Annotated in this window: 10 protein-coding genes and 1 pseudogene; 4 read left to right on the top strand and 7 right to left on the bottom strand. The window is 40.1% G+C overall.

Features of this window, described 5'->3' with window-relative positions:
- Window positions 1-17: 17 nt before the first annotated feature.
- The 4 genes from I2I04_RS09380 to I2I04_RS09365 are packed head-to-tail and all read right to left on the bottom strand — an operon-like array spanning window position 18 to window position 7,622.
- A complete protein-coding gene (locus I2I04_RS09380) occupies window positions 18-3,104 on the bottom strand; it encodes a SusC/RagA family TonB-linked outer membrane protein (RefSeq protein ID WP_195471562.1) in 3,087 nt (1,028 codons plus the stop codon).
- Window positions 3,105-3,109: 5 nt separating this feature from the next.
- Window positions 3,110-4,474 (bottom strand): BACON domain-containing protein, encoded by a 1,365-nt coding sequence (locus tag I2I04_RS09375; RefSeq protein WP_195654878.1) that lies wholly within the window; start codon window positions 4,472-4,474, stop codon window positions 3,110-3,112.
- Window positions 4,475-4,509: 35 nt separating this feature from the next.
- Window positions 4,510-6,297: a sodium:solute symporter family protein gene (locus I2I04_RS09370; RefSeq protein ID WP_143258223.1), complete on the bottom strand. Its 1,788-nt coding sequence runs from the start codon at window positions 6,295-6,297 to the stop codon at window positions 4,510-4,512.
- Window positions 6,298-6,302: 5 nt separating this feature from the next.
- Window positions 6,303-7,622 (bottom strand): FAD-dependent oxidoreductase, encoded by a 1,320-nt coding sequence (locus I2I04_RS09365; RefSeq protein ID WP_195654877.1) that lies wholly within the window; start codon window positions 7,620-7,622, stop codon window positions 6,303-6,305.
- Window positions 7,623-8,011: 389 nt separating this feature from the next.
- On the opposite strand from I2I04_RS09365, the gene I2I04_RS09360 reads away from it, so the two are divergent.
- Window positions 8,012-9,025, top strand: coding sequence for a LacI family DNA-binding transcriptional regulator (locus I2I04_RS09360; protein WP_143258221.1), 1,014 nt, complete (start codon window positions 8,012-8,014; stop codon window positions 9,023-9,025).
- A gap of 46 nt (window positions 9,026-9,071) precedes the next feature.
- Here I2I04_RS09360 and I2I04_RS09355 read toward each other — a convergent pair whose 3' ends face one another.
- The 3 genes from I2I04_RS09355 to I2I04_RS09345 all read right to left on the bottom strand — a co-directional run bounded on the left by I2I04_RS09355 (window position 9,072) and on the right by I2I04_RS09345 (window position 11,344).
- Complete coding sequence (locus I2I04_RS09355; protein WP_195654876.1) at window positions 9,072-9,476, bottom strand: leucine-rich repeat protein; 405 nt, start codon at window positions 9,474-9,476, stop codon at window positions 9,072-9,074.
- 749 nt (window positions 9,477-10,225) lie between these two features.
- Complete coding sequence (locus I2I04_RS09350; protein WP_195654875.1) at window positions 10,226-10,690, bottom strand: PDDEXK nuclease domain-containing protein; 465 nt, start codon at window positions 10,688-10,690, stop codon at window positions 10,226-10,228.
- 381 nt (window positions 10,691-11,071) lie between these two features.
- Window positions 11,072-11,344, bottom strand: a complete 273-nt coding sequence (locus I2I04_RS09345; protein ID WP_143258215.1) for a hypothetical protein — start codon at window positions 11,342-11,344, stop codon at window positions 11,072-11,074.
- Between the two features lie 322 nt (window positions 11,345-11,666).
- Between I2I04_RS09345 and I2I04_RS09340 the strand changes: the two genes are divergently transcribed.
- The 3 genes and pseudogenes from I2I04_RS09340 to I2I04_RS23500 all read left to right on the top strand — a co-directional run.
- Window positions 11,667-12,170, top strand: a complete 504-nt coding sequence (locus tag I2I04_RS09340; protein ID WP_195654874.1) for a hypothetical protein — start codon at window positions 11,667-11,669, stop codon at window positions 12,168-12,170.
- A gap of 566 nt (window positions 12,171-12,736) precedes the next feature.
- A complete protein-coding gene (locus I2I04_RS09335) occupies window positions 12,737-13,429 on the top strand; it encodes a DUF4468 domain-containing protein (protein ID WP_195654873.1) in 693 nt (230 codons plus the stop codon).
- Window positions 13,430-13,713: 284 nt separating this feature from the next.
- A pseudogene (locus tag I2I04_RS23500) lies at window positions 13,714-13,877 on the top strand (IS256 family transposase); the annotation flags it as partial.

Here is a 13,877-nt window from a genome sequence, read left to right as displayed (position 1 = left end):
AATTTTTTCATACTCCATTAGAATTTGATATCCACTCCAAACGTATAAGTGCGTGTGATATAGGTAGAAGCGCCTGCTTCAGGGTCCCATCCCGAAAGATAACTATCAAAGCAGTATGGATCATCGATATTGACGTACACCCGAAGTCCCTTGATTCCGACTTTAGAGACGATTTTCTTAGGAACTGTATAGCCAACGTTGATATTCTTTATACGCATATAGGCACTACTCTTGAGCCAGTAATCCGACATTTTGTAGTTGTTGTATTCACCGCCCTGATGACTCAAACGGGGATAGCTGGCTGCTGCGTTCTGCTCTGCAGTGTTGTACACACTCCAATAATTACGGCTGCCATTGTCGTTCAGAAGGACTGACGGAGCCGGAAGCCATTGTCCCTGCATGGGGCGAATCATACTTTCGGTGAGGCGTGAAAGTTGTTTCCCGACACCATTGAAGAGTAGGGAGAAAGAGAGACCTTTCCAGCCCAAACTAATAGAACCTCCGTATAGATAATGTGGCAATGAGCTGCCAAGCACTACACGGTCGTATGTCTCATTGATAATTCCTTCAGGAGTGCCATCCGGACCGCTGACATCTACATATTTCACATCACCCGGTTTGGTAGAAGCCGAAAGCAAAGCACTTTCACTGACTTCCTCTGCGGTCTGGAACAAACCTGCAGTCTTATATCCATACCATGAGTTATATTCTGCACCTTCAGTAATAATGGTACCATCACTGTTAAACTGCTGCTTGCCGTTAAGGTTATCTATTATAGACTTGTAATCAGAGACATTAAAACTTACCGCATAACTTACATCTCCGATACGGTCAGACCAGCCGAGTTTCACTTCCCAACCGCGAGTGTGCATTTTACCGACATTCCTGTCAGGTGCCGAATAACCTGTAAACGACGGGATTGCTACCGACAAGAGCATATCTGTTGTCTTCTTATAATAATAGTCTGCGCTAAAGTCAAGACGATTGTTAAAGAAAGCGGCATCCACACCTATATCCCAGCTCTGTGTTTTCTCCCAATGGATATTCTCATACGCATAATCCTGTTGCGCGGCGGACATTGAGGATTGGGGCGTAGAACCTGCACTGTCATACATAATGGCATTATTGAATGAAATGTATGTCTGATAAGGATAATTTCCAATCCGCTCGTTACCGAGAGTACCGATAGAAGCACGGAACTTCAGATAACTTATCGGGGTTATGTTTTGCATGAATTTCTCATTAGAGATTACCCAACCCACCGATGCGGACGGAAAGAATCCCCAACGGTGATCCTTGTGAAAACGTGAAGATCCGTCTTCACGAGCATTAATCTGGAGATAGTAACGGCTGTCGTAATTATACATGACACGGCCAAAAAATGAACGGTATGCATTCTGATAAGAATTACCGGCTACGGCAAGGGCATTCTTGTTCGCCAAATCAAGATAAGGGAAAGAAGACAAAGACATATCGTTTGTCGATCCCGACATCGTTTCATACGTATAACTATAATCTTCATAACCGACCATGGCATTGAAGTTATGTACCTTGCTGAAGGTCTTGTCGTATGTAGCGATGAATTGTTTCTCTAATGATTTGATGTTACGGCGTTCTTCACTTAGCGAATTAGAAGTATACCCCGAAACATATCCCAGCATAACATCGGTTTCGTATGCATCGTAAACAGGTATGGCTTTCTTCATCTCCTTGATCGAAACAGTTCCGACGGTAGGAGTCAGATTGGCAGTAAGGGTCAAATCTTTTATGGGCTTATAGCTCAACGAGAATTTACCGGTCATTGTGTTGGATACGGTCTTCTTCTCTCCGCCTTCCAATAAGGCGGCAAGCGTATTGCTAAGGCTGCCGTCTTTACCGGGGCCAACACGACCATCCGGATAAAGTCCTAAATAAATGGAAGGATACATATAAGCTGCACGAATCGGACTACCGGAAGTCGGGTCATTTTTCGTAGCATAACGTACCGAGAAATCAATAGAACCGGAAAGTTTATCACTAATCTTCAGATTATTACGCGAACGGATAGAGATTCTTTCGTGGTTTGAACCTTTATAGACAGCGTCGGCATTTTCGTAGGTAGCGGAAGTGTGGCTCTTGATTACCTTGTTGCCATACGTCATTGTCAAGTTGTGCTTATGGCGCATAGCGGTACTCGAAAGAATGGCGTCTTTCCAATCATAGATAGGATATTGAATGGGATCATACCTATTGTTGTTAGCATAGTTGTTGATGTAATCCTGTGAATAGTTGGCAAACTCGCCTCCCGCAGGATTACCGGCATCATTCCACGACCATTCATTATACATTGTCATGTAGTGATAAGGGTCGGTCAGGAATTTCGGAAATTCGGTAGGAGAAGACAACGAAATCTCTCCGTTATAACCGATCGAAAGTTGTCCCTCGGTTGCCTCCTTCGTTGTTATCAAGATAACACCGGCAGCTGCACGGGCACCATAGATGGATGCAGAAGCCGCATCTTTAAGTACAGTAATCTGCTGTACATCCTCGCTTGCTATATTATCGAGACTACTGACCATCATACCATCGACAAGGATAAGCGGACTCGAATCAGACATTGTTGTCACACCACGTACCTGAACCGTAGCACTCGCTCCCGGCATACTGCTCGAACGGGTAACCGTCAGTCCCGGAATCAGTCCTTGCAAAGATTGTGAAAGTTGAGAAGTACTCTGTTTCTCGATAAGCGAACTGTTGATTACCCCGACCGCACCTGTAAGATCTTTCTTTTTTACAGATCCATAGCCGATAACAACCGTCTCTTCAAGTTGTACAGCATCCTCTTTAAGTTTCATATTTACTACACTTTTACCATCCCATACCACAGTCTCGGTCACATAACCAAGATAACGGAATTCTATTGTATGCCCTGATTCTGCGCCATTGAGCGCATACTTTCCCGACATATCGGAGGTAGTACCTTTTCCATTGTCTTTATCGTGGATCACCACTCCGACAAGAGGACCATTGGCATCGCTAACGACACCCTTCATTACATTCTGTGCAAAAGCCAGATTGATTTGCAGGAAACATGCCAATAACAGGCTTAATATACTTTTTTTCATACTATTTATTCTACGATTTCAAGCAATACATGTTCGTTATACTCTTTGATTGCCTCACCTGTTTCAGGGTTACTCGGATGTTGCGCTGAAAAACGTGTCTGGCCGCTTGCATGTGTCCAGTCTATATACTTTCCAGCGAATTTGGCGCCATTAAGACATAAACGGCCTGCCTGTCCAAATCTTAACACAATCTCGTCCATATCTTTAGTCGTGGTAAATATTCCTTCGGCAGGGATATATGCACCATTGTTGCTGGTATCGAGCAACATTCCCGCAAAGTTGTAGGTAATAGTTGCCGAGTAATTAATAGGTGCACCCGACAGTGTCTCTGTCGCACTTTCCTGAAGAGTCGAAGTCGGAAGAGCCGGTTTCCATTCTTCTCCATCCTTGAACTCGATCATCCAGTAGTTGGAACACATCGTTCCTAATTTGGTCACAAAATAGAAGTGTATCTTGGTACCGGCAGGAATGGTCGTACCTTTCATATCCCCATAGACATACCAATAATCACCGGGAATAGCTCCTGATACATACGGGTCACCCTTACTACCTACAGCACGGCTGCATACGGCATTCTGCGCTACATAACCAGTCCGGTCACATGCCCAATACTCAATTTTACCACTTCCGGCACTTGGAGCAAGATACTTGCCATTGGCTCCCGGGAATACCGATTGTGCCTCATCATCAACAAATGTTCCACTTGTGTTGGCAGTTAAACTATTCAAGTCCCAATCAGCCAAAATGCCCGAGAAAGCATCTTGTACAAGAGTATAGGTATAGTCCGTATCATCCTGGATGGTTACTGTTACTTTAATTGTCCGTTTGGCAAATGTCTTGTTCTCCGGGAAAGTAAGTTTAATATCACATTCACCTAACCCATTTGCAGGAGAAACGGTCACATCTGCATCTGTACATACAGCATTCCACTCCTTATCACCGAAGACTTTGAACGAAGATTCCGTTGTAGTTGCGTCGACCGATTCGGTTATAGGACTGATGCCTTTAGGAACAATCATCTTTTGGGTAATAACCAGCTTTAGAGGAGTTACATCATCGCCAATGAAACGAATGGCACCGACACGTGAACTAGTCGACGAATTTTCAGAGACTTTGATTGTAAATTTAGTAATCTCACCTTGTGTCTCATACGAATCAACAACTGCCCAATGGCTATCACTTCCATCGATCTGGCAATCGTTATTGACTCTGTAATAGACATTTGATGAAAGATCAACGGTGAAAAGCCCACCTTCTGCTTCTACATCAAGTGTCTTTGTCGCGAGTGTCATATACGGATCATCCGAGGTATGACAAGATGCAAAAAGCACAAGCGACACACTTGCAAACAATAACATCTTTAGATTCATTTGATTAGTATTTAGGGTTATTAATAATTGACTAGCTAGACATTTTTCAGACGTCTTGCATATATAATTCTGTATATCACATAAGCAAGTATCATGGCAACCATCAGTACGATGCTTCCTATTACGATTCCTTTGACCGCAAGCGTCTTCGGATCGCCAACAATAAGCAGACCAATCAGCAAAAGCGCAACGACACCAATGGTGATACAGAAGCAGTTAACGGCCAAATGCGAATAAATTAATACCGCTTTCTTCTCTTTTAATGTCGGTTCGCGATCAGCTTCAGGATCAGTATATTCACAAATGGCTTGATAACCATTGTCCTCATACTTTTTATGTGCCGACCAAACTTCCATTATTGCAAGGATAAGTACGGGAAGTACACAACCGGAAACAGACTCTATAAGGCTTGGACTAATAACGGAGGCGGGAATTATGATACGAGCCATAATACCAACGAACCAAGTAAGAATCATTGCGGTAATAAGTTGGTTGCCTGTCAGCCGCTTTGAGAACAGTCCCCATATCGACGGAATATATAAAGGACACATCACCATAGTAAGAAGGGTTACTACCACCTTTTCGGCACCTCCGGCAAACGGAATGAGCATTGACAAAGCGATAATCACAAGTCCAAAGGCAAATGTGAAGAGACGTCCTACCTTTATACGCTTTTTCTCATCTGCCTGACGGTTTTTCTCTTTGTGTCCCCAAATATCATAGGTATATACATTGGCATATACATTCAAAATACCCGAAACATTGCTCAATGTGGCCGATAGCATCGCTGCCAACATCATGCCGACCATTCCTTTCATGAGCACGAGTTTGCTCATATTCACATAAGCGTGTTCACCGTTGAAAGTCATTGTAGTTGCATCCAAATCAAGCGCAAGTCCGGGTTCCATCACACGATAAATCATGGTAGGAAGATACCAGATGAGAGGAGTGGCGAGATAAAGAATTCCTATTAAATAAGTACTCTTTTTCGCGTCTCTTGTAGTAGGTACGCTTATGTATCGCTGTACAAACGGCCAATCGCCGCCAATCATGGACACATTGAGAAATACCCACAGTAAAAGCCACCCCCATGTATAGGTTGGAGATGTACCCGAGAAGAATCCCGGTATCTCATTTGCCTTATCGATAAATACACTTACGCCTCCAACTGCGTTAAATGAAAGAGGTATCATAAATACAACCACGGTCAGAAGTACTCCGAACTGAATAACATCAGTCATTAGTACCGCAAGAAATCCTCCGGCAATGGTGTATCCAAGAGCGATGGCACCAAGAATGAGAAGCGCCCACCAAATACTAAGGTACCCCATCGGTGAATCGCCCACCATACCTGTACTTGCCAAAATACTGCCACCATCTACTTTGATTAACGCACACATCACAACCGCTACCGCATACAGAGACACTGCCGTATGCACCGCACGGGCTACAATTCCTGAAATCGTGTAAAAACTCACTGTGCGGTGTCCGAACCGGATGGTGAGAAACTCTCCCGGCGATTTAATACGTAGCTCCCGCCATTTGCCCGAGATCCATTTACCGACAATAAACGATGCTAAACCAAGACAAAGTGCAACAACTACTGCAACAAGTCCCGATTTATAAGCGACACCTCCCCAAACGACAAAAGTACTTGCCGAAAAGATGGTCATGTAGGAAGAGACTCCCGACAGCCACCACGAAGAATTTCGTCCGGCAATAAACATATCTTCGGAGTTTTTGATTTTCCGGGACATCACAACACTCACGGCAATCAATCCGAGAAAGTAGAGTAAAATAATAATATAATCTAATCGTTCCATATTCTTTATATAATTGCTCCAAGTTTCTTTAATTCCTCTATGAGATTGTGAATATCAGCCTTTTGTACTGTCACACCTGCCTTTATACATTGTACGGCTGCCACTCCTGCGGCTTGTCCTACCCCCATACAACTTGCCTGAACGCGAAGTGACGCAAAGGAAGTCTTATCGGCACTAATACAGCGTCCTGCTACGAGCAGATTCGGAAAATCTTCAGCTATAAGAGCGCGATAAGGTACATACGCCGCTTTTTTAAGGAAAGTTACGCTCTGTTCCGCACCTGCTGCGACATGGATATCTATAGGATGTGCGCCTCGTGATATGCTATCAGGATATTTATAAGCATTCACATATTCTTCTGCTGTAATGGTATGTACACCTCTGATACGGCGTGTCTCACGAATACCGGCATGTACGGCGACTGTCGTCACATAGCTGTTTTTAAACTCATCAAAGTTCTCTTTAAAGATTCGTGCTATTTTAAATACATCTTCCCGTAAGCGACATTCCGCTGCAGTAAAATTTCTATTATCGATGGCATTTCCTGCAGTACGGGTCATATTAACAGTTACTTCACCCGGACGAAGAGTGGTGCAAAACCAAGGACCTCCGAACTCGGGGATGCCAAGCTCCTCTTTCATTGCCAAAAGTTTCTCACGAACTGCAATGCAATGACAATTCTGCCCTTGTTTATTATGGTGCATGGCATCAATTATCATGGGCGAATCTGTATCCACGCCTCCTAATATAAAATAGGTAGAAAGAGGTTGCAGAGGTTTACACTCATCTGTTTGCATCGGAACACCCGCCATAGCGGCAAGGTCACCATCCCCAGTGCAGTCGATATACATATCGGCACTGATGGCCTCTGTCCCATTCTTATTCTCAAAGAGGATACAGGATATTTTGCCGTCTTTTGCCTGACAACCGCTTAAGTAAGAATGCATATACATATCCACGCCGGCTTCCAGCATCATTTGCTGGCATAAAAGCTTGTAAAGCTCCGGATCAAAAGCTACGTTGCCAAGAGGTTTCTCAATGATACAGCCTCCCATCTTCTCCAGCCGTTCGATAAACTCCCATGGAATACCGCCTATCACCTTTTCATTATTATAGGTGAATACACTCAAAGGAGTAACAAGCCCCATTGTAGCCATTCCACCTAAAAAACCATATTGTTCCACAACAGCAGTTTTCGCACCACTGCGAGCCGCCGCAATGGCCGCTATGAAACCAGCAGGTCCGCCACCGCAGACAACTACATCATAGTTGCCCACAATTGGAACCCGTTTCGAAATTTCTATACTTCGTACATTCTTGTCCATGACCGTTTTTTTATCCTTTCATTTAAACGTTGGTGCTAAATTCAAAATGAATCGCCTTAAAATCACTCATATATCTTAATTATTACCGGTTCAAATAGATAGTAAACTTTGATGTGCTTTCGACCGCACTTACAAGAAAAGAGGTGTGTTTTCATAGTTCTTTTTCTTTAGTTCGACATCACGTTGATGTAGCAAAGATAAAGAATGAGAGCTTGAAAAAAAGTTTTTTCCTAACTCTTTTGCCTGCAAACGATTGCGGGAACGTTCCCAAAATCTGCAAACGTTACAAAAGCATTGCACAAAAGCAAATGGGATTCGTATTTTACTCCAATATTAGGATTTATTGTTTGAAATCAATATCTTTGCTTTGATTTAAACAATCATTCAGCATGAAGTATATAACCATAAAAGACATCGCTCGACATTTGTCAATATCCGTCTCCACTGTATCTCGTGCATTGGGGGATGACAAGAATATCCGTAAAGAAACAAAAGAAAAGGTAATAGAAGCGGCTAAAAGATTGGGATATAGACCAAACCCTGTAGCAATCAACCTTAAATACGGACATACTAATACCGTGGGAGTGATAGTGCCTGAAATGGTTACGCCATTTGCTTCACGAGTAATAAACGGAATACAAGAAGTGCTTCACACCAAGAATATAAAGGTGATTATTGCAGAGTCGGGAGGAGATCCGGAAAAAGAGAAAGAAAACCTGCAACTGATGGAAGGATTCATGGTGGATGGCATCATCATCTGCCTTTGCAGTTATAAAAGGAATAAGGAGGAATATGCTCGTTTACAGCAAGCGGGAATGCCCATGGTGTTTTACGATCGCATTCCCTATGGACTTGAAGTCCCGCAAGTAATAGTGGACGATTATATGAAGTCATTCTTTCTCGTAGAAAGTCTGATCCGAAGCGGACGCAAACAGATTGTTCATATACAGGGACCGGACGATATTTACAACTCCATAGAACGTGTCAGAGGATACAAAGACGCTTTGGCTAAATTCGGGATTCCTTTTGATAAGAATAATATGTTGATAAAAACGGGTATGACTTTTGAGGAAGGGAAAAAAGCAGCGGATATATTAGTGGAAAGAAATATTCCTTTTAATGCAATTTTCGCTTTTACGGAAACATTGGCGATTGGAGCTATGAACAGATTGAGGGAACTTGGAAAAAAAATACCCGAAGAAATCGCCGTAGCCAGTTTTTCAGGAACTGAACTTTCCAACATAGTCTATCCCAAATTAACTACAGTAGAACCGCCTTTGTACCAAATGGGGAAAAAAGCTGCCGAACTTATTTTAGAAAAAATAAAGAATCCGGCATCTCCCAATCATTCAATCGTGTTGGACGCGGAAATCAAAATGCGTGCATCCACGCCCAATAAATAATCGCCCCACTTAATAAAAGCAGGGCGATTTTCTTGTATCTACATTTCTAATCTTTTGACAACATTGACAAAGGATGTATTCTACTTGCATATTGAGACCACCAGCTATTGTCTTTATAAATATTCACGGAAGTATCAGGCACATATATCTTACATGCATTACTAAAGTTATATCCAAAATCACTACCTTCTACTGTTGGAGGTACTACAGCTTTAACAGCAAGGGTTTCCATTGAATAATCATTAAATAATATATTCGTTTGGATCATAGATATGGTAGATGGTAATATAACCTTTTTCAAAGCAATACACCTATCAAAACAACTTGACGGTATTGTAGTAACTCCCTCTCCAATTGTCACTTCTATCAAAGCTTCACAAGAACTGAATAACCCAGATGTTATACTTATATCATAACCTTCCGGAATGAAGTTTTTTTTAAATTTGGACATTGGTCAAATGCTCCACCATCTATTATTATACCAGGCTTATCTGGGAGGACTATATGTTCAATACCTGACTTATGAAAAGCACCGCAACCTATTTTTATAATGTATCACCAGCAATAATTCTAAACTAAGTTTGATGAAGTTCGTCTGTAATTGGAGTATCTGTTATACGTTCAATTGATGTTCTTTCGCCATTGTCTATTAACTCTACAGAAGACAATTCTTTGCAGAATAATAGAGTTTGCGCAATGTTTTCTTTGAAATTCTCCTTGCCTAATTATACTGCACGACGCCCCGATTCTGAATTGACATGATAGATATATGTGGTCTGGTGGTATGGGTCGCCATCATGCTGAAACTTAACCAGGCCGCCATCAATAAGGATTCGAGCTTTAATGTTATCTCTATTCGGGTTGTTTGTTATTGTATCTTTTGCATTTTACAGCAACTCCCAAATCCATCTTTTCCTATCAATATCATTGGGTTGATTGAGTTCTCTCAAGCGTTTACTTACATTGCTGATATACATTTTATCAAGCAATTTTTCTAAAGCTTTTTCTGTTGATTTAGGGGCTGATATTTGCATATGATTATTTGGTATATAAACGTTGTTTTATAAATTATTTGGTATTAAATTCTCTTGTCAACTTTAATGGTTCTTGCAATTCCATTAGTGTCGTTTTCTAAAAATGGTCGATTTTCAGAGTCTACATCTCACAATACACAACATAAAATTAGGATAAGTATTTTTTTCATTTTGCCTCCAACTCTTTTTCAATTTCTTCAATCGTGGGCAAGCTACCCCGGAAGTCTTTCGGCAAGGCTTGCCCTAACTCATAGTCAGAGATGCCGATAGGCTTCTGAATGTCGCGTAAGGCATATTCAGCCTTGATGCGGTCTTCACTCTTACAAAGTAGCAGTCCGATAGTCCGGTTATCACCCTCACGGCAAAGAATATCATCCACGGCAGAACAATAGAAATTGAGTTTGCCGATAGCAACAGCCCCTTTCACCATTGTAAGTTCTTGATTATATTCGTTGAAGAACTGCACCATGTATTGCATATTACGCACTGTGAACCCTTTTATCTCGGCATAATCGTTCTTCAAATCCACAGCCAACCGGATAGAATCAAAGGCAACACTCAAAAGAAAAGCTTTCTTTGAATCCGTGACACTTACGTTAGAGTCACGAATTTGATAAAATAGAAGAATCATGGAATCATTCGGTAACGAAATACTGTGCAACTTACCTTCCTTATAAATTAGGCATCAAAAATGTAACTATAATATAATGCGGTTCATCAATTCCACCTAATTCTCGAAATACCGATGAATAAGGCAATAGCGGGTGAAAGCAAGGGGGAAATGCAGGTGAAACAGAACATTATCGGTTTCACCTTGTCTTTGTAAAACATCCCTTGAACTAAAACCAATATCATTATAGCTAATCCGGATATACTTATACAATATCTACTATCAAGGAGTTAATATCCTAGTTGTCAAGCACTAATCCTTGAACTATTGGAGCTATATACCCAATACGTTGGATCTATATATCCTACAAACGGTATCAAAAGTCAGTGATGCCGTATTGCTTTATTTGCCGGTGTAGCACCGGAACAAGACTTCCTTGTAAGATATATTGCCATTTTCCATTCCATATCCGATACAGTGAGTATATACATTTCTAATACAGTACCGAATCATTACAGAATCGAATAAAATTTGCCACTGGATATTTATTTTCAATCTTTCCACTTCCTCTTTCACCTTTTCTCTGTATCTTCGATGAATAAAGAGTTTGCGGGTGAAGGGCAACAAGCTCACCGCCTCTTCACCTACAGCGATTAGTTTCAAAAATAGTTTCACCGTATGAAACTATTAGTTTCTCGGCGTGAAACACTTCGTTTCACTACTGGAAACACTTTGTTTCATGCCTTGAAACGAAGTGTTTCAAATAGGGTTGAAACTAATTACGAAATAGTTTTACTAATATTGCTCAATTATGTAATCAGGAAGCAACAATCTAATTGAATTCTTTCTTTAAATATACACAAGAAGAGATGGCTTCACAGCATTCTGCGTATAAACAAAAAAAAATATATATATTTACTCTCAGATCTCTAGCTATCTTAATAATATTCCGTACACTTGCATCCAACAAACAATAAACAACTAAAGACTATAAAATATGAAAAATCTTTTATTTCTCGTAGCAATAACATTCACCATGTTATTCACAGCTTGCTCTAAAAATGACGAATCAAAACTAACCGATGAAGAAAAAGCACTCGCGCATCAAGAAGAGATGTACCAAGCTATGAAGAAGGATATCGTAGGGCATTGGAAAGGAGCACAACGCTTCGACAGGACATGGAGTGGCGAGTGGGAAGCTATTCCTTATGGTGCTTGGGATCAAGAGTATATATTTAATTCCGATGGGACTTTTACAGATATACATTCACCCAAATTTACTTACGAAGGTACATATTCTATTCTAAAAAACGAAGATTATGCCAAAAACACAACAAAATGTGAACTGTTTCTTATTATCACAACTAAGATGTATACTTATGGAAGAAAACAAGCTATATGGATGGAAGACAAATATCTACGCATAGTCCCTCAAAGTTCAGGAATACCAAGTAACGAATACAGTGGAGGCGAAGCTTCCATTCGTTACAAAAAAGAATAGTTCAAAATTAAAACATTCTCAAACGTTTGAAGAACTCGTGATTCATCCAGTCGAAGTAGTAATGGCATGGCAAATAACATATTCAGATTCAAATGCATCTATTCCAAAATACTGAATAAACTCTTCAATCTTGTCATTTGAAAGAATTATAGCCAGAATTGTAGCCATACGGCTATCAAAAGATTATAGTAAGTTCAGACACCAATATGAAATTATATAATTTAGTATTCACATGAGAAGATAAGTATTACGGAAAATTTAGTTCTCTATAATAAAAAAGAGTTATATACATAAATTATACTCATCAAAAATTTGCGATTATCTTCTTTTTGTAATAACTTTGTACGAAATAAAAAAAGCAAAACAAACGTTATGAAAGCACAAGTATTCTTTTCTATTGATTCTTCTGTATCAATTACAGCATATTCCAAAAATAATAATGTAATCACATATATCAATGACAGCAAATCTTCCGGATTTGAACTACAATTTTACAATTCCAACCTAACACATTATAATTATTAACATCTTTCTTTTTGGGACTGGGAAAGAAAAAAACATTTTGTATGAAAAGAATTATTTTCAGTATTCTAATTGGATTTATGGCAATTAGTGTAAGCGCACAACTTATGCGCAGTGAAGAACTTGAAAAGTACGCCAAAGAAAAGTTTGGTGATAAGTGGGAAAACGCAGCAGCCAATATAGGCTCTCAATTATCATTAGATAAAAACAATTCTTTGACGTACACACAAGTCATTGAGTGTGGAGAACAAACAAAAGAGAAATTATATGTTACTCTTAATCATTGGTTTGTTGAGTCTTTTAATGATGCAAACTCTGTCATTCAACTTAATGACAAAGAAGCTGGAGTTATTATTGGCAAAGGATATGTTGCTGGTATTGCTGGTCATACAGGCGGAATGAACGCATATATTGTCAGCATGCATCCAATTATAAAAGTTGACATCAAGGACAAAAAAATTCGTGTGACCTATACTGTACAGTGCTATGATGTCGAAAAATCAATTGGTGGTGGCGTTATGTCTGCTTTTTCCAATGGCTCCACAAAACCTACACTATCTAACGAACAATGGGCACTTGAAACATGCTATCCTTTCGTAGAAAAAGATGCGCATAAAGCTAAAAAGACTTCATCGAAGGCATTGGTTATGGCTCACGCATATTCAAATGTTATCATGGATAAAATTGAAGAGGCTGTAAAAAATGGCCTGGTTGGTAACGAATCCGATAATTGGTAATTCAATAATTACTTCTTTATATAGAACCGTTTTAATAAATGGATTTCTTAATAGAAAAAATACAAACAACCTATATCTCAAGTATTAATAGCCAACGTATAGACTATTAATACTTGAGATATAGGTTGTTAACATACAAGAAGCTTAGTATTAACTATTGAAATGATGATACTCTACCTCCCAATAGACGTTTCCATTTTCAAGGCACTATAAAATATTTTGTGTAAATGGAAATACGGGATTCAAGTTTGAGTCTCGTATTTTTTATTTTATACATTTGCAAAATGAAGAAGATTATGAAAGAAAAGAATCACGTAGTGCCTGATGAGGTATTAAGCAAGGAGTTCCTTAGCCAGTTCAAAACAGAAGCCGATGTGAGCAAGTTTCTTAAACAGTTGCATGCCCAAGTACTGGAGAAAATGCTTGAGGGTGAAATGGATGTCCATTT

Origin of the sequence: Bacteroides sp. 1001136B_160425_E2 (assembly GCF_015559655.1) — a bacterium.
Lineage (GTDB): Bacteria > Bacteroidota > Bacteroidia > Bacteroidales > Bacteroidaceae > Bacteroides > Bacteroides luhongzhouii.
The sequence above is the reverse complement of the archived record's forward strand: the minus strand, read 5'-3'. Positions and strand labels throughout refer to the sequence as shown.

Coding starts and splice junctions, on each gene's coding strand:
- I2I04_RS09355 (WP_195654876.1), bottom strand. CDS start 9,476: ATGTCCAAATTTAAAAAAAACTTCATTCCGGAAGGTTATGATATAAGT.
- I2I04_RS09380 (WP_195471562.1), bottom strand. CDS start 3,104: ATGAAAAAAAGTATATTAAGCCTGTTATTGGCATGTTTCCTGCAAATC.
- I2I04_RS09335 (WP_195654873.1), top strand. CDS start 12,737: ATGAAAAGAATTATTTTCAGTATTCTAATTGGATTTATGGCAATTAGT.
- I2I04_RS09340 (WP_195654874.1), top strand. CDS start 11,667: ATGAAAAATCTTTTATTTCTCGTAGCAATAACATTCACCATGTTATTC.
- I2I04_RS09350 (WP_195654875.1), bottom strand. CDS start 10,690: ATGATTCTTCTATTTTATCAAATTCGTGACTCTAACGTAAGTGTCACG.
- I2I04_RS09370 (WP_143258223.1), bottom strand. CDS start 6,297: ATGGAACGATTAGATTATATTATTATTTTACTCTACTTTCTCGGATTG.
- I2I04_RS09360 (WP_143258221.1), top strand. CDS start 8,012: ATGAAGTATATAACCATAAAAGACATCGCTCGACATTTGTCAATATCC.
- I2I04_RS09365 (WP_195654877.1), bottom strand. CDS start 7,622: ATGGACAAGAATGTACGAAGTATAGAAATTTCGAAACGGGTTCCAATT.
- I2I04_RS09375 (WP_195654878.1), bottom strand. CDS start 4,474: ATGAATCTAAAGATGTTATTGTTTGCAAGTGTGTCGCTTGTGCTTTTT.